Source organism: Staphylococcus equorum (assembly GCF_029531845.1).
Taxonomy (GTDB): domain Bacteria; phylum Bacillota; class Bacilli; order Staphylococcales; family Staphylococcaceae; genus Staphylococcus; species Staphylococcus equorum_C.
The window spans coordinates 64,410-84,461 of the sequence record NZ_JAMBPV010000003.1 but is presented as its reverse complement, the minus strand read 5'-3'; the positions used below and the strand labels follow the sequence as shown (position 1 = coordinate 84,461).

Genomic DNA, 20,052 nt, shown 5'->3' with positions numbered 1-20,052 from the left:
TTTGTGAGATTTTTTAACCGGTATAGAAGCAAAGGCTCATTTACATCAATATAAGGACAGGGTAAGTGATGAAATCATGAGTGAATTGTAAATCTTGCTAATCTTAATTTGTCTTAAAAGGATTTTGATTTTTTAAATTTATTGAAGCTGATTGGAGACAGTCGCTGTAAATGGAGGATTTTTTGGATGTTTAACAAGAAAAAAGATAAGTTCATGGTGCAACTTGAAGAAATGGTCTTTAACTTAGATCGAGCGGCAATTGAATTTGGGAAAATGGATTTTAATACGCACTTAGATCTGAAAGCTTATTCAGACAATATTAAAAAATATGAATCACACGGTGACGAATTAATGCATCAAGTGATCTCAGATTTAAACCAAACTTTCATCACACCAATTGAACGTGAGGATATCCTTTCATTATGTAATGCAATTGATGATGTCTTAGATGCAATAGAAGAAACGTCAGCGATGTTTGAAATGTATTCAATTGAATATACAGATGAATATATGGCTGAATTTGTTGATAATATCCAAAAAGCTATTGCAGAAATGAAATTAGCTGTTGGTTTACTTGTTGATAAAAAATTATCTCATATGCGTATTCATTCTATTAATATTAAAGAATTTGAAACAAATTGTGATGGCATTTTACGTCAATCAATCAAACACATTTTTAACAGTGAAACAGATCCAATAACGCTTATTAAAATAAAAGAAATTTATGAAAGCATGGAAGAAATTGCAGATAAATGTCAAGCTGTAGCGAATAACTTTGAAACTATAATTATGAAAAATAGCTAAGGAGTCCTAACTAATGGAATATATTTTGATCATCACAGTAGCTATCGTTATTTTTTCACTTATATTTGACTTTATCAATGGTTTTCATGATACAGCCAATGCTGTCGCTACTGCTGTTTCAACTCGTGCCTTAACGCCTAGAACTGCTATTATATTAGCATCAGTTATGAACTTTATTGGTGCATTAGCTTTTACTGGAGTTGCAGGTACAATAACTAAAGATATTGTAGACCCATTCAAATTAGAAAATGGGCTTGTTGTTGTGCTATCAGCAATCATAGCAGCAATTTTTTGGAACCTACTTACTTGGTTTTATGGTATACCGAGTTCATCTTCTCATGCGTTAATTGGTTCCATTGCAGGTGCAGCTATTGCATCTCAGGGATCATTTGCCGTATTACACTATGAAGGTTTTACAAAAATCATTGCTGTATTACTTATATCACCAGTAATTGCTTTTTGTGTAGGTTTCATTATGTATTCAATTGTTAAAGTCGTATTTAAAAATGCGAATCTAACAAAATCAAATAGAAACTTTAGATTTTTCCAAATTTTTACTGCGTCGTTGCAATCATTTTCACATGGTACGAACGATGCGCAAAAATCAATGGGAATCATTACGTTAGCTTTAATTGTAGCTAATTTGCAACCAAGTGGTAGTGTTGAACCACAATTGTGGGTTAAAATTGCTTGTGCCACTGCAATGGGCTTAGGTACAGCGGTTGGTGGTTGGAAAATCATTAAAACAGTTGGTGGCAATATTATGAAAATTCGTCCAGCTAATGGTGCTGCGGCAGATTTATCATCAGCGTTAACAATCTTTGTAGCGTCATCATTACATTTTCCATTATCAACGACACATGTTGTATCTTCATCTATCTTAGGTGTAGGTTCATCTAATCGTATTAAAGGCGTGAAATGGAATACAGCGCAACGTATGATTGTTACATGGGTTATCACAATGCCAATCTCTGCAATTGTTGCAGCACTTGTTTATTTCGTTATGAATATCTTCTTATAAGTAGGTATGTTATAGCACATGATTATTGTTTGAAAGATAAAAAGAGTTTGGACATGATTGTCTATTCTCAAAATAAGGACACCAAATTATTTTTTCTATAATTTGGTGTCCTTTTAATTTTTAGCCTTCAGTGACTCTGTTATGAGTGTTTTATAAGATATGTTATAAAGGGACAGTTAAGATGTTTATACGCTCATAAGACGACTGATTGAGCTTATGAGCGTAATTAAAGGTAATCTTGTTTAAAATATTTCAAATTAAAAAGCAGTTAGATTTCTAAAGAGAAGTCTAACTGCTTTTTATTCAATATAAAAATTAATGAATATAATTATAGCTTGAAGCTTGTGAAGCTGGGATTGTACGATAATCCACTGTCCCTGGTGCTGTATTATAATTCATTTCTGAAATTAAAATACTACCATCTGGATTAACTTGTTCTACATATGCTACGTGACCAATAGGGCCTTCGTAATTTTGCATAATTGAACCAACGCTTGGTGTATTATTTACAGTATAACCATCTGATGCTGCATTGCTTGCCCAATGATCAGCGTTCCACCAATATGTGCTGATTGGTTTACCAGTCTCAGCTCTACGATTGAATACGTGCCATGTACATTGACCCCAATCGTATAGATTAGCATCACTTGCTGATGAATTACCTGTATTAGGGCTTGGTGTTGTTGTTGTACCACCAGAACCGCCAGAACCACCAGTTGCCCCTGGAATTGTTAATGTTTGATTTGGATAGATTATGTACCCACTCAAATTGTTTGCTGATATAAGTTCATCTACTGAAACACCATAATTGTTGGCAATTGTGTTTAATGACTCACCAGATTCTACGGTATGCGTTGAGCCGCCAGATGATTGTGAAGAAGAGTTTGAACTTGAGCCTTGTTCTTGTGAACCACTTCCACCAATTTCAATAACTTGTCCCGGAAATACGATATTGTTATTGATATCATTACTTTGTTTGATTTCATCTACTGAAACACCATATTGTTGTGAAATTGTCCAAAGTGACTCACCAGATTTCACTGTATGTTGTGTTGATGCATCGGCTTCTTGATTAGAAATAACCGCTGCAGCGCCTGAAGCAGCTGTTACTGCAAATGCTAACTTTTTCAAAAGAACTCCTCCTTCAATTCCTAATATATCTCAAAAGCAGATACGTATTAAATATATGTGATAGTTTCTTTAATCTGAATTCACGTTCCATACTATCAAAAATCAGATGTTTTGTGGGTGTTGTTATAAAGATGTAATATTATTAATATTTGAGTGAAAAAGGATTAAGTCCCTTTAAGACGTTTATTATGCGGTTTATAAGGCATTATAAAGAGAGAATTGTATTGAACTTTTTCGTGTTTGTAACAATTAAGTTGCTTGTAATTATAAATAAATAGTCTCAGCTAAAGAGACTTGGAAAATTATGGGGATCATGTTTGGTATTGTTTGAAATAGTGAAAGTTAAAGTATTACGTTTATTGAAAGGTTATAGTATGTTATTAATGTTATTATAATATTCAAGTATTTAAATATTTTTTAATAGTTAAGGAGTGAATCAATTGGCTGAAACGGCACAACATGTAAATAACCACAAACAACAGTCTAAAGATAAATCTAAGTCTCGTGCTTATGGAAAAGTATGGCTCTTTTTTGTCTATTACTGGATTATTTTTGGCATTGGTTGTTACTTCGGACAATATTTGCCATTAGAATGGAGAAGACCTTTATCATTCGTATTACTTGGTTTAGTTCTTATCACTGTTATTTTTAACAGAGCTCGTAAATACGGTCTAGTAATATCTCACATATATGCAATTGTAGTTGGACTGCTATCATTCGCAACATTTACGACATATATGCAAAATTTAGGACCTGAAGTATTTTATAAAAATGTAATTCTTGCTATTGCAGGGTTTATGGTATTCGGTATTATAGGCTTTTTTGTAATTGGAAACGCCGCAAGTATGGGCAAATATTTATTTGTAACATTAGTAGCGCTAATTGTTGCAAGCTTGATTGGTATGTTTATTCAAAACTCTCTATTTCACACGATTATTACTGTGGTAGGTCTATTATTGTTCCTACTGTACACGTTATACGACTTTAACCGTATGAAACGGGGGCAATTCTCACCAAGAGAAATGGGCTTTAATTTATTCATCAACTTATTACACATTATAAAATATGTTTTAAGACTAGCGAATAAATTTAGAAAATAAAACAACTATCGTTAAAATAACTTATTTATTTATAGTTAAGTATTTAACATATTAACACCCTTAAAGTAGATTTTGGTATTTAACTTTAAGGGTGTATTTTTATATATAACGAATATTTTAATAATGATACGATCAAAAAAGAGTGGTCTAATTAGCATTTAGTTAAATTTATAAAAAAGCGTTGACAAATTTAATTATTTTATTCGAAATTGCGTAAAGATAAAAGTATGTTGATTCAAACAAAAAAATAAAAAATAAAACAGTGTTACTTTAATAGGTGTCAGAAAAATTCATCATAATTTCATTTGGAGGTGTGATAGCAATGAACGAAGAGAAAAAGGCGCAATATTTAAATGTTTATAAAAAATATAAAACTTTAACGCATTACATAGAACAAAAATACAAACTGACGATAAATGATGTAGCAGTTTTAGAACTGATTCAGCAAAATTGTAGTGAAAAAACTATGTTAATGCAGCCATTTTTAAAAGTTGCTACTGCGGAATTGGATTTGAGTAGAACCAAAATGCTTGCTTCAATTCGTCGTTTGATTGATCAAGATAGAGTGAGTAAGATACGTTCAACAGAAGATGAACGTAAAGTATATCTATTAATGACCGAACAAAACGCAGCACATTACAAAGCGTTATTAGATGAAATTGAATCATATACTAAATAAAAGATATAATCCAAGTAAGGAAATGTACCTTATTGATTCATATTTTAAGTTGATTAAAAAGGCTAGCCGTACACATGAAATTCTATTGTGTATGACTAGTCTTATTTATTATGTAATATACAAGGTAGGGTTATTCTTCATTTATATACGTAGTTCTATGTAATAGAGCGAAATTATTGTATAATATATCATGTTAATAAAAATATTTATCGAGAAAGTGTGATGAAAGTATGGGACGTAAGTGGAATAATATTAAAGAGAAAAAAGCTCAAAAGGATAAAAATACCAGTCGAATTTACGCTAAATTTGGTAAAGAAATATATGTAGCGGCAAAATCAGGTGAACCAGACCCGGAATCTAATCAAGCGTTAAGATTAACTTTGGAAAGAGCTAAGACTTATTCTGTACCGAATCATATTATTGATCGAGCGATAGAAAAAGCTAAAGGCGCGAGCGAAGAAAACTATGATGAATTAAGATACGAAGGTTTTGGTCCAAATGGTTCAATGATAATCGTAGATGCATTAACTGATAATGTTAATAGAACTGCTTCAGACGTTCGTGCTGCTTTTGGTAAAAATGGCGGTAATATGGGTGTTTCTGGTTCGGTTGCTTATATGTTTGATCATACGGCTGTGTTTGGCATTGAAGGCAAATCAGCGGATGATACATTAGAAGCGTTGATGGAGAAAGATATCGATGTGAGAGATATTATTGAAGAAAACGGGTTAACTATTATATACGCTGAACCAGATCAATTTGCTCAAGTTCAAGACGCTATACGTGAAACAGGAGTTGAAGAATTTAAAGTCGCTGAATTTGAGATGTTACCACAATCAGATATAGAATTATCTGAAGAAGATCAAGAAGCTTTTGAAACATTAGTTGATGCTTTGGAAGACTTAGAAGATGTGCAAAATGTTTTTCATAATGTGGATTTGAAATAATATGGATAAAAATATTCAGTATTGGATTAACCAATTGGATTTACAGCCACATCCAGAAGGTGGCTATTATAAAGAGATTATCACAGCTAATTCAAATGATCTAAATGAAAGAGCAGCATATTCAAGCATTTACTTCTTATTGACACATGACAATATATCGCATTTTCATCGTATTGATGCAGATGAAATATGGTATTATCACGCCGGGGATTCTCTAACAGTGCACATGATTCATCCAGATGGAATTTATCAATGTGTGACGATTGGTAAACACCTAGAAGCAGGCGATGTTTTACAATATGTGGTTCCAAAAGGAACGATTTTTGCTTCTTCAATTGAAGATAAAAATGGTTATGCACTTGTTGGCTGTATGTGCCAACCTGCATTTGAATTTGAACATTTTGAACTACTTAGTAAAGAATGGTTAAATAATCAATTTCCAAGTTTGAAAAATATTCATGAGTGCTATGCTTTATCCGAAAGTGATATAGTTGGAAATTAATTAATTTCTAATTTAAAGCATCCGGATATGAATAAAGGCCTGTCAGATTTTTAGAATCTGATAGGCCTCTCATTTTTAATATTAATATTTCGTACTGGAAGGTGAAGTATATTTATTTTGCTGTTCCAAAGACTTCATTTGCAATTTCCACAACGTAAGCTAGTTTTTTCCATTGCTCATCTTCAGTCAATTTATTGCCTTCTTCTGTTGAAGCAAAGCCACATTGTGGACTTAAACAAATTTGATCTAAATCAACATATTGTTGAGCTTCTTTAATACGTGCAAGAATAGCAGATTTATCTTCTAAATCTCCTGTTTTTGAAGTGAAAAGACCTAATACAGCTGCTGAATTTTCTTTAGGAAAGAAACGTAATGGCTCAAAATCACCAGAACGATCATCATCATATTCTAAGAAAAAGCCACCTAAATTTTCTTTGAATAAATAAGGTGCAACTGGCTCGTAGCCACCTGAAATTGCCCAAGTAGATTGATAATTACCACGACAAATATGTGTAGTAATTAGTAGATCTTCGGGTAAATCTTGGACTGCTTTATTTACAACGCGATATGCAAGTTGACGGGCTGCTTCTTTGTCTGCTTCAGTACGATCACGGCCACGTGTTTTCTGAGAACCGGAAGTTAGGTTAGCCCAATAAACATCATCTAATTGAATGTAACGAGCGCCTAATTCATAAAATTTAAGTAAACTTTCACGATAAGCCTGTGCCACATCATGTGCATAAGCTTCGATATCTGGATAGATGTCTTCATTTAAAATATTTGGATGGAACAGTTGGTTTGGACTTGGGATGGATACTTTTGCTGTTGCACGGCCGTTAACTTTGCCATATAAAAATTTGAAGTGTTCAAAATGTGGATGATTTGGGTTAAAAGCGACTTTACTCTCAATTTTAACGTTATGATTTCTTGTCTCAACGCCTTCAAATGCTAAACCACGATCAGAAGTATAGCCTTTGACGCCATCTAAATTTTCTAAAAAATCGAAATGCCACCAGCTTCTACGGAATTCGCCATCACTGATACTATGTAAACCTACTTCTAGTTGTTTTTCTATGATGTGCTCGATTTCTTTGTCCTCGATATTTCGTAATGTTTGTGCATCGATGACTTCATTTTGATAATCTTTACGTGCATCTTTTAGGCGTTGTGGTCTTAATAAACTACCGACATGATCCGCTCTAAAGGGTCTTTGAATGACTGTCATGTTACTATCTCCTTTATTTATAGAATTTTCAGAAAAATATAGGTAAAATCTATCAAACTTTATTATAATTGTCAATTTCGCTTTTACACTATGAAATATAGTACAATAATAATAATTAAATTCGTGATACAAAATTGGAAGACGTTCAGTATAATCCATAAGATGACATAAAGTAAACAGTTTTATATAATAATGACAAGGAGTTGGTGACAGTGAAAGTAAAATATATTGATAAGCGTCACTGGCGTCGTATCATTGACAAAGAGTATACAGAAGTCAAAGTAAACAACAACAAGTTCAAGGGTATTATTGGTTTGGTGACGATGAAAAAAGTACGCGAACCATTAGAGGTGACAGTGGTAGGCCAAAATATTATTGTTGCGGACGATAACTATCAATGGCTACAAATATTGCCTGAAAAAAAACGATATAGCATTACAGTGATGCTAGATGACAAAGGCAACCCGTTAGAATATTACTTTGATATAAATATTAAGAATGTTACACAAAAAGGAAACGCACGTACAATTGATTTATGTTTAGATGTACTTGTATTGCCAAATGGCGAATATGAACTTGTAGATGAAGACGATTTACAAAGAGCTTTAGATCAAGGACAAATTACTAAAAAGCAGTATCACGAAGCATATATTATTGCTCATCAATTAATGATAAAAATTGAAGATGATTTTTCAACTATGCAAGATAAAATTATGTATTGTTATTACAAGATTAAACAAAAATCAAAAAATCAAAACCATCCATTACATGGTAAACACAAACACAATGAGCAGAAACATAAACCATACAAATACAAACCGCACAAGCCACAAGACAATAAACATTCAAATAAGCATATTAAAAATGAAAACCACAATCAGCAAAGTCACAATTACAATCAAAACCATTCAACGCGTCGAGATTCAGAGCCAGAACATTAAAGTAATGTGAAGCTATTTAGTTGAATCGTACATGTATTGTGAAACGATGTATGAGTATCATGTGAATCGTGTTATAGTGACACTGCTAGACGGTAAATGATAAAGAACATAGATATAATTTTAAGCTTAAAATTAAATTATAAAATGTTTTGTGAAAATGAATAATAATCAATAAATGAAGTGATTAAAAGTGCTTTTAATAATATAGGGGGATAATATGAAGATTGACGATTATCGCTTGTTAACCACCTTAGATGAAACAAGAACACTAAGGAAAGCAGCAGAAATATTATATATTTCACAACCTGCAGTAACACAACGTTTAAAATCAATTGAAAATGCTTTTGGTGTAAATGTTTTTATACGTACTAAGAAACAATTGATTACCACAACAGAAGGCTCAATGATTATAGAGCATGCAAGAGATATGCTGAACAAAGAGCGCTTGTTTTTAGATAAAATGCAAGCGCACATTGGCGAAGTCAACGGTACGATTTCAATCGGTTGTTCTTCATTAATTGGACAAACTCTATTACCGCAAGTATTAAACTTATTTACACGCCAATTTCCTAATGTAGAAATTCAAGTTCAAGTAGGTTCAAGTGAACAAATTAAAGCAAACCACAGAGATTATCATGTGATGATTATACGTGGTAATAAAATTATGAACTTAAGTAACACACATTTATTTAATGATGAGCATTATTTTATTAATCCTAAGAATCGTTACGATGATGTTGATAAAATGCCATTTATTGAATTTCAAGCAGATCCAATTTATATTAACCAAATTAAAGAATGGTATGGGAGTCAAATAGGTCAGGATTATCATGCTATGATTACTGTTGATCAAGTGGCCACGTGTAAAGAAATGTTGTTAAATGGTGTCGGTGTAACAATTTTACCTGAAATCATGATGAAGCATCTAGACCGTGACCAGTTTGAATTTAGACGTGTAAATATAGATGGAAAACCGTTGATTCGTTCTACGTTTTTAAGTTATGATTCTAGCATGTTGCAACTGCCTCAAGTAGAGTCATTTATCAATTTAATGATGGAATATGTTGAATAACATCGATGAGAGCTAATACATAGACATTTATACATTGCGGATTTAAGGTATTTACAAGGATTGACACCTAATATATTAGAATAGAGGTTTGTTATATGTTTAGTGCTTTATTACATATTAAGAATTACAAACTATTTGTAGTCAATATGATGCTTTTAGGTATGGGAATTTCAATCACTGTACCTTATCTCATTTTATTTGCGACCAATGATTTGGGGATGACTTCTACACAATATGGTCTGCTATTAGCATTAGCAGCAATCAGTCAATTTATAATGAACACGATTGTTGCACGTTTTTCTGATACACATAATATAAATAGAAAAGTCATAATTATTACAGCACTGTTAATGGGGGCTATTAGTTTTTCTATTTACTTCTATATTCATGAAATATGGATATTCATTGTCATGTATGCACTTTTCCAAGGGTTTTTCGCGCCTGCAATGCCTCAAATGTATGCTTCAGCTAGAGAGTCTATCAACGTTTCTGCCTCGAGAGATAGGGCAAAGTTTGCTAATGCTGTATTGCGTTCCATGTTTTCATTTGGATTCTTATTTGGTCCGTTAATCGGTGCTTTATTATTAGGTGTTAATGGTTATGCAGGGTTATTTACTGGAACTGTTGCTATTATTTTATTTACACTGATGTTACAGATCTTCTTTTTTAAAGATATCAAAACAAAACAAACTGCGACTGATGTGAATCACGTTGAGGCGAAAGCCCCTAACATGTTGCATGACAAGGCATTATTCGTTCCATTTTTAGCCTTTATTTTATTACATATTGGTCAATGGATGTATACTTTGAATATGCCGTTGTTCGTCACTAAATATTTGAATGAAGCTGAAGGTTATGTAGGTGGCTTAGCCAGTCTATGCGCCGGTTTAGAAGTTCCATTTATGGTTGTGTTAGGTGTTTTATCAGCGAAACTCACGACGCGTGTTTTACTGATGTTAGGCGGACTGTTTGGCGGGCTGTTTTACTTTAGTATTGGCGTTTTCGAAAGTTTGGTGATGATGTTTGTAGGCCAAGTGTTTTTAGCTATTTTCTTAGCAATATTACTTGGTTTAGGCATCAGTTATTTCCAAGATATTCTACCGGATTTTCCAGGATATGCATCTACACTTTTTGCTAACGCGATGGTGATAGGTCAGTTATGCGGAAACTTATTAGGTGGTATTATGAGTCACTGGGTAGGATTGGGTAATGTATTCTTTGTATCAGCGATAGCTATATTTTTAGGTATGATATTAATATACTTTACGAAAGATCAAAAATTCACAGAAGAAAGTATGGAGTAGATAAAAATGACAGTAATTTTATGGATATTAATTATCGCATCATTCATCTTAGCATTTGTAGGTTTAATTAAACCTATTATTCCATCAGTGCTTGTATTATGGGTAGGATTTTTAATTTATCAATTCGCATTTCATAATGGTAATTTATCATGGGTATTCTATGTATCAATGATTTTATTCACTGTGTTTATACTAGTAGCAGATTTCATCATGAATAAATACTTTGTAAATAAATTTGGTGGTTCTAAACTCAGCGAGTATGCAGCACTTATCGGTGTAATCGTTGGTTGTTTTGTATTTCCACCATTTGGAATTATTATTATTCCATTTATCGCGGTACTAGTCGTTGAAATGATACAAGAACCTAACTTTTCAAAAGCTTTAAAAGCAAGTTTTGGATCCATCGTAGCATTTTTAGCGAGTGCTGTTGCGCAAGGCATTATCATGTTTATCATGGTAGTTTGGTTCTTTATTGATGCATTACTAATAAATTAAAATTAGCGAGTTAGCTATTGTCAAAAGAAGGGAAGTTGCGTGTTCTAAACACTTTTAACTTTCATTTGATGATTGCTAACTCTTTTTTAATTTTCTTAGTAGTATTATGATGTAAAATAATTTATTAAATGAATATAGCTAAATTGAATGTAAGCGAATTATTTAGAAAAACAGAAGAAAATCAAGCAACTCCCTTGTTTTTGGCAACTGTATTTTAGTATAATCACAAACATGTGAAAAAAATATGATTTCGGAAGGGAGTCAAAAATGAAATATCCAATTGCTATATGGATGCTTGCAATCGGCGCGTTTGCAATAGGTATGACAGAATTTGTAATTATGGGATTATTACCTAATATTGCACGGGATTTTGATGTAACTGTAAGTCAGGCAGGACAACTGATAACTGGCTATGCATTAGGTGTTGCAATCGGTGGACCTATCATAGTTATGTTGACGATTAAATGGAATAGAAAATATTTACTACTCGCCTTAATGGTTATTTTTATATTAGGGAATTTTGCTGCTTCATTTAGTACGAGTTATGGATTTATGATGACAAGTCGTATCATTACATCGTTGGCTCATGGTTCATTCTTTGGGATAGGTTCTATTTTAGCTGCGAATATGGTGCGGCCAGAGAAACGTGCAAGTGCGATGGCACTAATGTTTATGGGATTAAGTTTAAGTAATATTTTAGGTGTACCATTTGGGACATTAATAGGTCAAAACTTTGGCTGGCCGATGACGTTTATTATTATTTCAATTATAGGAACACTAGCACTTATAGGCATTATTATTTTTGTGCCTATGCAACGTGATACAGTAAAATCATCAATGAAAAAAGAATTGCAAATTTTAAAAGAAAAACGTTTGTGGTTAACTTTAGCAGTGACATTATTTGGTTTTAGTAGTGTGTTTGCATACTTCACTTATATTTCTACAGTATTGACTGATGTATCAAATGTTCAAGAAAACCTTATTTCGTATCTGTTAATTATTTTTGGGGTAGGTGTTACATTAGGTAACGTCGTAGGTGGTAAACTGGCGGATTGGAATTTAAATAAAGCATTACAAATTATTTTCTCAATCTTTATCGTTTACTTCTTACTATTATACTTTATACAAATGAATGGTTTCTTAATGGTAGCAGGCATATTCTTCTTTGGTTTAATCGGCTTTAGTATGAGTCCATCATTACAATTTAAAAGTACGATTATTTCTAAAGATGCGCCTACGCTTGCAAGTACTTTAAACCAATCTGCATTTAATTTAGGTAATGCGTTAGGTGCCTTTATTGGTGGCGTCGTCGTGACGAATTTACCGATAGCATCATTAAGTTTAATTGCGCCAATATTGACTGCAATCGGTCTGGTGTTCTTGTTTATTAGTATCGCTGTGGAAAGAAAAGAAGGTATGGCGCCATAATAACAATGCATATGACGTGACAATATAATCAAGGGTCTAAGATAGATTTTATCCAGGCTCACAATAAAAGATCTCATCATTAGTATTTAAACTAGTGATGAGATCTTTTTGTTTTAAAATATTTCACTTTTGAAAGTGGGTGCTAGTTGGTACGCAAAATTAGTTGGTACAAGATCTAGCGTTTTATTAACAGGTTAGGCACTGTACCAAATAGCCACTATTATTTAAACAACAAGATTATAAAGATGTATTTGTATCTTTATTTATATAATGATGATCAATAAATAGAGCGATAGGTATAACGACAAATGAGATTATAATAAAGGCCCAATTGCTTATTAATATATAAGGCCCAAATGCTAAAAATGATTGAGGAATAAAAAATACATAAAATATTGCATATAATAGTAATAAAATGACGATATACGTTAAAATCCATGTCCAATGTGACTTTGTAAAACACTGCATTTGAACAGTTCGGAATATCATCCATATAAAGAGAAAGATGATACCAATTCCAACAAGTAAGACAACAGGAAATGAATATAAATATAATCGCTTCGCACCAATGAAAAAGCCAATAAATCCTTTGAGAAAACAAAATATACCAAATAGCAAGAGGATATGTTGAATAATGTATTTGAAAATATTTAAAATTGTCTCATTCGGTAATTTTTTGAGTTCCTTTTTGGCGTGTGATTTAGGATCATGTTCAAAGAAATCCATTGCGAGTATACCTTCTTTTTCAGCTTCCAATAATTGATTTAAAATGCGATTTAACATTTTTTCAGAATCGTGAGGATTAACACTTAAATCTGCTCGGACGTATGTCATGTAATTTTCGAATGCATCTCTATCTGTATTATTTAATCGCAAAGCTTTTACATTATTTTCCCGCATTAATTTGTCAGTAGATTTCATTTGAATTTCGCAGTCCTTTTTATAGAATGTAATGATAAGGCTTATTATGACGAATATAACATTATAAATCAACATTACTTTTTAAAGGAGAAAATATGGAGAAACTTTCACTTACACAAAAGCAATATATCACTGAAATCGCAAACATCCATGAAAGTGAGCTTGCAAAACAAAATGAAGATTATAGTAAAAGTCGTTTATCTGTTGGACTACGTGAAGAAATGATAAATCATGGACTGAAATATGATACAGATTTAGTATGGCTTGAAACACAAAAGGAACAACTTATAGGTTTTATTTGGGCACGCTACTTGAAAAATTATAATAAAGTAATAATAGAAATGCTATATGTTGATGAAGCATTTCGTAAGCAAGGGATTGCTAAGCGGTTTAAAAATGAAATTGAATCATGGGCACAATCACAAGGCGCTCAAAAGATTGAAAGTACAGTGGCCAATCACAATGTTCAGATGCAACAATTAAATCTAAATATGGATTATCATGTAAGTAAAGTCATAATGACTAAAAATTTAAGGGTAAATAATGAAGATAATAGAGAAAAATGATAAAATTAATTTATTATAATTGCATGAAAAAGGAGTATTTATATGAAAAAGTGTTTAGCACTCATATTAGCATCAACAATTGCATTAACTGCTTGTGGTAAAGATGATGAAAAAGCTTCTTTAGAAAAAGATATAGATAAATTAGAGAAGAAGAATAAAGATTTGAAAAAAGAAAAAGAAAAACTGGAAAAAGAACAAGATAAACTACAAGACCAGTCGAAAAATTTAGAAAAAGAAATCAACGCTGAAACATAAAACATATGGTATTAAGGTGTTATTCATTACTATTCCCATGTGTAATTTATAGTAAAAATAAATGGGTTTGATACAAAATTGACGAACAAATTTCCGGAAAAATGAAATATTATTTGTATAACATATAGAAATCACATTTAATGCTATTTCAGATGATATTTTTTATTTCCTAGGAAATCATTGTATTATGGTTTTAGTAATTGGTATAATGGGTATCATTAAACATAATACAGATTAATATAAAAATAAATTTTTAAAATATGAATTTTGGAATATAGGTCGATTAATATTCACTTCATAGGACAAATGTAAGAATGAAGTAGATTAATAAATCGTCTATATAGAAAGAGAGGTAAGCATTATGCATGAACAAGATTTTAATTTATTAGAAGGTCGTTCAATTACTTTACCAGAACTAGGTAGAGAATTAGAAAATATTACAGGTAGAGAAATAAAAGATTCAACAGGTGAGATTAAACGCGTGATTGCGCATTTACCTAACTTTGAATCTGACACAGATACGTTCGTTGCGACTTATAAATTAAACCATAAAAATGATTTTATCGATGCAACATTTACTGCACCAAAAAGTGAACGTAATCGTTTAAAAGAAGTAGCTGTTAATCTTGAATTAATTAGCTATATTACACGAGCATAAACAAATTATAAAAAACATTACGGTAGCGCGATATGAAAAAACTCATAACGCGTTACTTTTGTATAGAAAATTATTTTTCCAGTATAGAGGTGTAACATATGACAGTTTATATTGAAACTGAACGTTTAAGGTTACGAGACTGGCAAGAGGAAGACTTATTATCATTCCAACAAATGAATGCGAATCAACAAGTTCGTAGATACTTTCCGAGCTTATTAAGTTATCAACGTTCAGAATACGATATGAATAAAATGAATGAAATGATATTAGATGATGGCATAGGTTTATTTGCTGTAGAACTTAAAGAAACAAATGGATGGTTAGGCTTTATAGGTTTAAATTATGTGACACAAGAGAGTGATTTTCCCTTTGAAGAACTACCATTTTATGAAATTGGTTGGCGACTTATTCCAGAAGTTTGGGGCAATGGCTTAGCTACTGAAGGGGCAGAAGCGGTATTAGAGTATGCGAAACAACAAGGTTTAGATGAGGTTTATGCCTTTACTTCAGAAAACAATGAACCTTCACTCAAAGTTATGGAAAAAATAGGGATGGAAATTTATGATTATTTTGAACATCCAGAATTAAGTAAACATCATCCGCTTAATAGACATGTACGATATTATAAAAATTTAGCTATGTTAGTTGATGAAGAATTCAAGTCGAGTAGTTAAATGTAATTTGAAGCAAACACTTAATCGGAATATGTTAGTGGATATACATGAATTTAGGGCGTAAATAAACTTCTTCAAAATAATAGATCTCATCATTAGTATTTAACCTTGTGATGAGATCTTCTTTTATTTTAAAAATATGACTTAATTTACCGAAGTAGATGTGTGATATTGAATTAGATCACTTAATTTTTTTAATGCTTTGTCTATATCTTTGATATCTATATATGAATAAGAAAAGCGTATATAATTTTTAGATTTTGTATCATATATTTCTCCAGGATTGATTAAAAGTTTGTGTTTTATAGCTTCGTCAAATAATATTTTCATATCAATAGATACGTTTAATTTAAACCATATATAAAAGGAACCTTTTGGTGTTGTCCAAGTTCCAAGATGACTTAAGTGCTTTTCTAATGAATGTAAAAATGCATCTCTATTCTTTAAAAGCTGCTGTTTTAATTTTTTTAAATGTCGTTCATGATAGGAAGGTAGATTTAGCCATTCAGTAGCAACGTATTGTGAAAGTGAGCTTGCCCCATAATCATTTTGCATTTTTAAGTCAGCTAAATGTTGAACTACTGAAGGCTTTCCTATAATCCAACCAATTCTTAAGCCAGGGCTGACAGTTTTTGACAAGCTATTGAGATATAATATATTATCATTATCTTCAAAAGATTTTAGGGGCAGTGGTCGTTTATCATCAAAATATAAATCGCCATAAACATCATCTTCTACAATGGGTATCCCGGCTTTTTTACATTGAGTGATTAATTTTTGTTTTTCATCTATAGTATATGAATTTGTGGTTGGATTATGTAATGTAGGAATACAATAAAAAATACTATTATTGTATTCTGATTCAGCATTAAAAATATTGTTAATATTTCTTTTTATTTTAAAAATAGGCATATGTTTAATATCTGCTCTAATATTATGCCAAGTACGTATAGAATTAATGTATGATGGCGTTTCTATGATGATTTTGGATTGCGGGACGAGTAAGCCATCAGCAATTAACTTCAGACCTTGTAAAGCACCGGAAGTGATACAAATATTATCCTCATTACATATTATGCCTGATTTTTTTACATGGTTTGATATAGCTTGTCTTAATTTCAAACTACCTTGTGGATGCTCATAGTTTGTATTAAGTAAGTCTTTGTTACTTGTGGAAAGAATTTCTTTGAATTTTTCGTTTGGAATTAAGTCTGGTCTAAGTTCTCCAGTGCTTAAACGAATTAAATCAGATTCAAACTCTAATTTATTAATCATTTGTATAAAGTATTGGTTGTTTTTTGAGCTACTATTACTAATATACTTTTGCCAATTTGTATTGCTATTTATATAAGTATTCCACTTGTTGTCTGAAAGATAAAGTCCACTTCTTTCTTTTCCTTCTATAATTCCGTAACTTTGAAGAATATCTAAAGCTTGTATGATAGTTGAACGGTTTACATCATAGTAGTTTGCCATTTCCCGTTGAGATGGCAATTTCATACCACGCTCAAATGTCTCATCATTTAATTTTGAAATGATATCATCGATGATTTTTTTGTATTTGGGTTTGTACATATATACGCTCCTATATAAAATCTGGTTGGTATTTTAATTGCTTTCTGGTTGGCCCGATTTCCTTGGATTTATTATAGTATAGTACTTATAGACTTTATATTCATATGTTTTAAATAAAAAACACATTTTAAAACTGGTCTGGTTTAATTTTGACAATTTAAAATTGAGGAATGAGGAATAAATATGTTTCAACCATTAGCTCATGGCTTTTTATTAGCGTTGGGTTTGATTTTACCATTGGGTGCGCAAAATGTATTTGTATTTAATCAAAGCGCCAACCATAAGAGTGTATACAAAGCGATACCCGTAATTATTACAGCGGGTTTGTGTGATACATTTCTTATTGTGTTAGCAGTGTTAGGTGTGTCGGTTATTTTACTCTCATTTCCTATGCTGCAAGTATCTATATATTGTATAGGTTTAGTTTTTTTAATATATATGGCTTGGTCGTTATGGAAAGCAAAATCGGATGAATTGAAGCGCTATCGACCTATGACGGCGAAGAAGCAAATTGGTTTTGCGGTTTCTGTATCGCTACTGAACCCACATGCAATAATGGACACAATTGGTGTCATTGGAACGAGTGGGGCTGTTTATGAGGGTGTAGATAAAGTCTTGTTTACTATTTCAACTGTAGTTATATCATGGATTTGGTTTTTCTTTTTAGCGATTTCTGGAAAAATGATAGGTAACATTGATAAAACAGGTAAGTACATTATGATATTAAATAAAGTGTCTGCTATTATAATTTTAGTTGTTGCGATTATGATTCTAAAACAATTAATAACGCTTTTACTATAGGGTGATGTAGTGTAATGAACATTCGATATTTATTGTTAAAAAATGCATATTAAAATAAGAGGGAGATCAGATTTCGAAAAATCTGATCTCCCTCTATTGAAGTTTAGGGTTTATATCCCAACGTTATGTTTTTTATAATACGATATATTTAATCATAAGTTCTAATGCCGAGCGGTTTATAATTGTTTATCGCTTCGAATAGTGATTCTTTCGTATTGCACAAAGGAGCAAGGTTTTTATATTTAGAATCTATAAAACCTTCTTGAATCATATGATCTAAAAGTGTTTGTAAGGAATCGAAAAAACCATTGATATTGAATACAGCAATAGGTTTCTCATGAATACCGATTTGAGACCAACTATACATTTCAAAAAATTCTTCTAATGAACCTGCACCGCCTGGAGCCATTACAAAAGCATCAGCTAATTCAGCCATTTTATTTTTTCTTTCGTGCATAGAATCTACTAATATCAGTTCGCTTAATTTTCCACTTGTGATTTCTTTTTCATTTAACATATTTGGCATGATGCCTACAGCACGGCCACCATGGTCTAATACGCCGTCTTGAATAGCGCCCATGATACCTACAGAACCAGCACCAAATATTAATTCATAACCTTGTTCGGCCATATATTTACCTAACTGATAAGCTTCAGTAATATAGGTTTCATCATTTCCTTTACTGGCACCACAGTATACCGCAATGCTTTTCATATTTATTCCTCCTTGTTTGACATTTGATTTGAAATTATAGATGAAAAGATGGATTCAAATTCAGCTACATCTTGCTCAGTAAAAGCTGAGGGACCTTTTGTACGTCCGCCACTCCTTCTAAATTGAGCACTCGCATGACGTTGCTCTAATAATGTATCAATGTTTTGTTGCGTGTAGATGTAACCTTTATGATGCATAACAATTTTCGTCTTGTTTAAAAGTAAGCTAGCTAAGCCATAGTCTTGTGTGATCACAATGTCGCTAGGGCGTACCAGTTTTACAATTCTAAAATCAACAGCGTCTGGTCCGTCGTCTACATAGATAATATTCACGTGGTCTGGTTGTACTACAGTAGAAAAGTGACTAAAGCTGCGAACAACAGTAACAAAAATGCCTGTCCCTTCAGTCAATTCAATTACTGAATTGGTTACAGGACAAGCATCTCCATCAATAATGACTTGTGTCATTAGGGTTATTCACCTTTTTCTTCTTTGTTTTGTTTAACAACACTCTTGGCCACGTAGTCTTTATATTTTTTGAATTCAGATAAGCGCGCTTTTTTATTTTTCTCTTGCACTTTTTCTTCTTCTTTATGACGTTTGTCTATATTCTTTTGCAGTAATTTATCAAGCTTGTTTACTTCTTTGCGATTTTCTTTCTCTAACTTTTCGCCTTTTTTCTCTGTTTCATCATCAAGTTTACCTGGAGTTAGTCCAACTTTTTCCATGTGTTTATTTGATTTTTTCATGTCTTTGATACGTTGTTTCTTATTATCTTGACGTGCGTTTTCTTCTTCTTTATGACGTTTGTCTATATTTTTTTGCAGAAGTTTATTCATTTTGTCTGCTTCTTTGCGATTTTCTTTTTCTAATTTTTCGCCTTTTTTCTCAATATAGGCTGGATCATGTTCTTTCGCAATACGTTTAAGTTCACGTTTTTGATCCATGTCATGTTTTTTATCTGCAACGTAGTCTTTTGCGTGAGAAGATTTTTCTACAACATTATCTTTAACGCGTACAGATTTATCTGCAACTGTTTTAGAAGCACTAACTGTTGCGTCACTTGCTTTTTTCACATCAGGATGATCCTTAATACGTTTGCGTTCAACGATTAGCGGTACTAAAAACACAGGTGCTACTGTGATGATTGTTTTGATTAATTGCTTTTTGTCCATACTCGTTGCCTCCATTTAATTTTATACTATCTACATATTACCCTATAATACACGAAAATAAACG

The 20,052-nt window shown here is 32.0% G+C and carries 23 protein-coding genes; 16 read left to right on the top strand and 7 right to left on the bottom strand.

All coding sequences use genetic code 11. The annotated features are described in order from the left end of the window. Positions 1 to 186 precede the first annotated feature (186 nt). Both M4L39_RS05085 and M4L39_RS05080 read left to right on the top strand, forming a co-directional pair. Positions 187 to 804 (top strand): DUF47 domain-containing protein, encoded by a 618-nt coding sequence (locus tag M4L39_RS05085; RefSeq protein WP_002508370.1) that lies wholly within the window; start codon positions 187 to 189, stop codon positions 802 to 804. Between the two features lie 13 nt (positions 805 to 817). After that, positions 818 to 1,825, top strand: a complete 1,008-nt coding sequence (locus M4L39_RS05080; RefSeq protein ID WP_277581067.1) for an inorganic phosphate transporter — start codon at positions 818 to 820, stop codon at positions 1,823 to 1,825. Positions 1,826 to 2,140: 315 nt separating this feature from the next. Here the strand turns inward: M4L39_RS05080 and M4L39_RS05075 are convergent, their stop codons facing one another. Continuing rightward, a complete protein-coding gene (locus M4L39_RS05075) occupies positions 2,141 to 2,956 on the bottom strand; it encodes a LysM peptidoglycan-binding domain-containing protein (RefSeq protein ID WP_277581066.1) in 816 nt (271 codons plus the stop codon). Positions 2,957 to 3,396: 440 nt separating this feature from the next. Here M4L39_RS05075 and M4L39_RS05070 point away from each other — a divergent pair, with 440 nt between their 5' ends. The 4 genes from M4L39_RS05070 to M4L39_RS05055 all read left to right on the top strand — a co-directional run bounded on the left by M4L39_RS05070 (position 3,397) and on the right by M4L39_RS05055 (position 6,184). Beyond that, positions 3,397 to 4,056: a Bax inhibitor-1/YccA family protein gene (locus tag M4L39_RS05070; RefSeq protein ID WP_277581065.1), complete on the top strand. Its 660-nt coding sequence runs from the start codon at positions 3,397 to 3,399 to the stop codon at positions 4,054 to 4,056. Positions 4,057 to 4,378: 322 nt separating this feature from the next. After that, positions 4,379 to 4,735: a transcriptional regulator, SarA/Rot family gene (locus M4L39_RS05065; RefSeq protein WP_277581064.1), complete on the top strand. Its 357-nt coding sequence runs from the start codon at positions 4,379 to 4,381 to the stop codon at positions 4,733 to 4,735. Positions 4,736 to 4,965: 230 nt separating this feature from the next. Further along, positions 4,966 to 5,682 (top strand): YebC/PmpR family DNA-binding transcriptional regulator, encoded by a 717-nt coding sequence (locus M4L39_RS05060; RefSeq protein ID WP_277581063.1) that lies wholly within the window; start codon positions 4,966 to 4,968, stop codon positions 5,680 to 5,682. Position 5,683: 1 nt separating this feature from the next. Next, on the top strand, positions 5,684 to 6,184 hold the full coding sequence (locus tag M4L39_RS05055; protein ID WP_277581062.1) for a cupin domain-containing protein: 501 nt from the start codon (positions 5,684 to 5,686) through the stop codon (positions 6,182 to 6,184). 112 nt (positions 6,185 to 6,296) lie between these two features. On the opposite strand, the gene M4L39_RS05050 is transcribed toward M4L39_RS05055, so the two are convergent. Beyond that, positions 6,297 to 7,409 (bottom strand): 5-methyltetrahydropteroyltriglutamate--homocysteine S-methyltransferase, encoded by a 1,113-nt coding sequence (locus M4L39_RS05050; RefSeq protein ID WP_277581061.1) that lies wholly within the window; start codon positions 7,407 to 7,409, stop codon positions 6,297 to 6,299. 212 nt (positions 7,410 to 7,621) lie between these two features. Here M4L39_RS05050 and M4L39_RS05045 point away from each other — a divergent pair, with 212 nt between their 5' ends. From M4L39_RS05045 to M4L39_RS05025, 5 genes are all read left to right on the top strand, one after another. Then, a complete protein-coding gene (locus tag M4L39_RS05045; protein WP_277581060.1) occupies positions 7,622 to 8,350 on the top strand; it encodes a DUF402 domain-containing protein in 729 nt (242 codons plus the stop codon). 217 nt (positions 8,351 to 8,567) lie between these two features. Then, positions 8,568 to 9,422: a LysR family transcriptional regulator gene (locus tag M4L39_RS05040; RefSeq protein WP_277581059.1), complete on the top strand. Its 855-nt coding sequence runs from the start codon at positions 8,568 to 8,570 to the stop codon at positions 9,420 to 9,422. 95 nt (positions 9,423 to 9,517) lie between these two features. Then, positions 9,518 to 10,726, top strand: coding sequence for a sugar efflux transporter (locus tag M4L39_RS05035; protein WP_277581058.1), 1,209 nt, complete (start codon positions 9,518 to 9,520; stop codon positions 10,724 to 10,726). Between the two features lie 6 nt (positions 10,727 to 10,732). After that, positions 10,733 to 11,221 (top strand): DUF456 domain-containing protein, encoded by a 489-nt coding sequence (locus M4L39_RS05030; protein WP_277581057.1) that lies wholly within the window; start codon positions 10,733 to 10,735, stop codon positions 11,219 to 11,221. 267 nt (positions 11,222 to 11,488) lie between these two features. Further along, positions 11,489 to 12,649 (top strand): MFS transporter, encoded by a 1,161-nt coding sequence (locus tag M4L39_RS05025; RefSeq protein WP_277581056.1) that lies wholly within the window; start codon positions 11,489 to 11,491, stop codon positions 12,647 to 12,649. A gap of 237 nt (positions 12,650 to 12,886) precedes the next feature. Here M4L39_RS05025 and M4L39_RS05020 read toward each other — a convergent pair whose 3' ends face one another. Continuing rightward, positions 12,887 to 13,570 carry a DUF1129 family protein gene (locus M4L39_RS05020; RefSeq protein ID WP_277581055.1) on the bottom strand — a complete coding sequence of 228 codons (684 nt, stop codon included), beginning with the start codon at positions 13,568 to 13,570 and terminating at the stop codon, positions 12,887 to 12,889. Positions 13,571 to 13,665: 95 nt separating this feature from the next. Between M4L39_RS05020 and M4L39_RS05015 the strand changes: the two genes are divergently transcribed. From M4L39_RS05015 to M4L39_RS05000, 4 genes are all read left to right on the top strand, one after another. Then, the gene (locus tag M4L39_RS05015) at positions 13,666 to 14,136 is read left to right on the top strand and encodes a GNAT family N-acetyltransferase (RefSeq protein WP_277581054.1); all 471 of its coding nucleotides are present in this window, start codon (positions 13,666 to 13,668) and stop codon (positions 14,134 to 14,136) included. 42 nt (positions 14,137 to 14,178) lie between these two features. Beyond that, a complete protein-coding gene (locus tag M4L39_RS05010) occupies positions 14,179 to 14,391 on the top strand; it encodes an SA0632 family lipoprotein (protein WP_069815252.1) in 213 nt (70 codons plus the stop codon). Between the two features lie 361 nt (positions 14,392 to 14,752). Further along, positions 14,753 to 15,049, top strand: a complete 297-nt coding sequence (locus M4L39_RS05005) for a hypothetical protein (protein ID WP_002508354.1) — start codon at positions 14,753 to 14,755, stop codon at positions 15,047 to 15,049. A gap of 98 nt (positions 15,050 to 15,147) precedes the next feature. Continuing rightward, positions 15,148 to 15,723: a GNAT family N-acetyltransferase gene (locus M4L39_RS05000; protein ID WP_277581053.1), complete on the top strand. Its 576-nt coding sequence runs from the start codon at positions 15,148 to 15,150 to the stop codon at positions 15,721 to 15,723. 144 nt (positions 15,724 to 15,867) lie between these two features. On the opposite strand, the gene M4L39_RS04995 is transcribed toward M4L39_RS05000, so the two are convergent. Further along, a complete protein-coding gene (locus tag M4L39_RS04995; protein ID WP_277581052.1) occupies positions 15,868 to 17,298 on the bottom strand; it encodes a PLP-dependent aminotransferase family protein in 1,431 nt (476 codons plus the stop codon). 183 nt (positions 17,299 to 17,481) lie between these two features. On the opposite strand from M4L39_RS04995, the gene M4L39_RS04990 reads away from it, so the two are divergent. After that, positions 17,482 to 18,099 (top strand): LysE/ArgO family amino acid transporter, encoded by a 618-nt coding sequence (locus M4L39_RS04990; RefSeq protein ID WP_277581051.1) that lies wholly within the window; start codon positions 17,482 to 17,484, stop codon positions 18,097 to 18,099. A gap of 148 nt (positions 18,100 to 18,247) precedes the next feature. Here M4L39_RS04990 and M4L39_RS04985 read toward each other — a convergent pair whose 3' ends face one another. The 3 genes from M4L39_RS04985 to M4L39_RS04975 are packed head-to-tail and all read right to left on the bottom strand — an operon-like array spanning position 18,248 to position 19,988. Next, positions 18,248 to 18,814, bottom strand: a complete 567-nt coding sequence (locus tag M4L39_RS04985) for a TIGR00730 family Rossman fold protein (RefSeq protein ID WP_277581050.1) — start codon at positions 18,812 to 18,814, stop codon at positions 18,248 to 18,250. Positions 18,815 to 18,816: 2 nt separating this feature from the next. Then, a complete protein-coding gene (locus tag M4L39_RS04980; RefSeq protein ID WP_277581049.1) occupies positions 18,817 to 19,281 on the bottom strand; it encodes a YaiI/YqxD family protein in 465 nt (154 codons plus the stop codon). Between the two features lie 5 nt (positions 19,282 to 19,286). After that, a complete protein-coding gene (locus M4L39_RS04975; protein ID WP_277581048.1) occupies positions 19,287 to 19,988 on the bottom strand; it encodes a hypothetical protein in 702 nt (233 codons plus the stop codon). Positions 19,989 to 20,052: the final 64 nt, after the last annotated feature.

What these genes read in the sequence shown, in the direction of transcription:
- M4L39_RS05085 (WP_002508370.1), top strand. Translation starts at nt 187, where the DNA reads ATGTTTAACAAGAAAAAAGATAAGTTCATGGTGCAACTTGAAGAAATG.
- M4L39_RS05080 (WP_277581067.1), top strand. Translation starts at nt 818, where the DNA reads ATGGAATATATTTTGATCATCACAGTAGCTATCGTTATTTTTTCACTT.
- M4L39_RS05065 (WP_277581064.1), top strand. Translation starts at nt 4,379, where the DNA reads ATGAACGAAGAGAAAAAGGCGCAATATTTAAATGTTTATAAAAAATAT.
- M4L39_RS05060 (WP_277581063.1), top strand. Translation starts at nt 4,966, where the DNA reads ATGGGACGTAAGTGGAATAATATTAAAGAGAAAAAAGCTCAAAAGGAT.
- M4L39_RS05055 (WP_277581062.1), top strand. Translation starts at nt 5,684, where the DNA reads ATGGATAAAAATATTCAGTATTGGATTAACCAATTGGATTTACAGCCA.
- M4L39_RS05050 (WP_277581061.1), bottom strand. Translation starts at nt 7,409, where the DNA reads ATGACAGTCATTCAAAGACCCTTTAGAGCGGATCATGTCGGTAGTTTA.
- M4L39_RS05040 (WP_277581059.1), top strand. Translation starts at nt 8,568, where the DNA reads ATGAAGATTGACGATTATCGCTTGTTAACCACCTTAGATGAAACAAGA.
- M4L39_RS05035 (WP_277581058.1), top strand. Translation starts at nt 9,518, where the DNA reads ATGTTTAGTGCTTTATTACATATTAAGAATTACAAACTATTTGTAGTC.
- M4L39_RS05030 (WP_277581057.1), top strand. Translation starts at nt 10,733, where the DNA reads ATGACAGTAATTTTATGGATATTAATTATCGCATCATTCATCTTAGCA.
- M4L39_RS05025 (WP_277581056.1), top strand. Translation starts at nt 11,489, where the DNA reads ATGAAATATCCAATTGCTATATGGATGCTTGCAATCGGCGCGTTTGCA.
- M4L39_RS05020 (WP_277581055.1), bottom strand. Translation starts at nt 13,570, where the DNA reads ATGAAATCTACTGACAAATTAATGCGGGAAAATAATGTAAAAGCTTTG.
- M4L39_RS05015 (WP_277581054.1), top strand. Translation starts at nt 13,666, where the DNA reads ATGGAGAAACTTTCACTTACACAAAAGCAATATATCACTGAAATCGCA.
- M4L39_RS05010 (WP_069815252.1), top strand. Translation starts at nt 14,179, where the DNA reads ATGAAAAAGTGTTTAGCACTCATATTAGCATCAACAATTGCATTAACT.
- M4L39_RS05005 (WP_002508354.1), top strand. Translation starts at nt 14,753, where the DNA reads ATGCATGAACAAGATTTTAATTTATTAGAAGGTCGTTCAATTACTTTA.
- M4L39_RS05000 (WP_277581053.1), top strand. Translation starts at nt 15,148, where the DNA reads ATGACAGTTTATATTGAAACTGAACGTTTAAGGTTACGAGACTGGCAA.
- M4L39_RS04995 (WP_277581052.1), bottom strand. Translation starts at nt 17,298, where the DNA reads ATGTACAAACCCAAATACAAAAAAATCATCGATGATATCATTTCAAAA.
- M4L39_RS04990 (WP_277581051.1), top strand. Translation starts at nt 17,482, where the DNA reads ATGTTTCAACCATTAGCTCATGGCTTTTTATTAGCGTTGGGTTTGATT.
- M4L39_RS04985 (WP_277581050.1), bottom strand. Translation starts at nt 18,814, where the DNA reads ATGAAAAGCATTGCGGTATACTGTGGTGCCAGTAAAGGAAATGATGAA.
- M4L39_RS04980 (WP_277581049.1), bottom strand. Translation starts at nt 19,281, where the DNA reads ATGACACAAGTCATTATTGATGGAGATGCTTGTCCTGTAACCAATTCA.
- M4L39_RS04975 (WP_277581048.1), bottom strand. Translation starts at nt 19,988, where the DNA reads ATGGACAAAAAGCAATTAATCAAAACAATCATCACAGTAGCACCTGTG.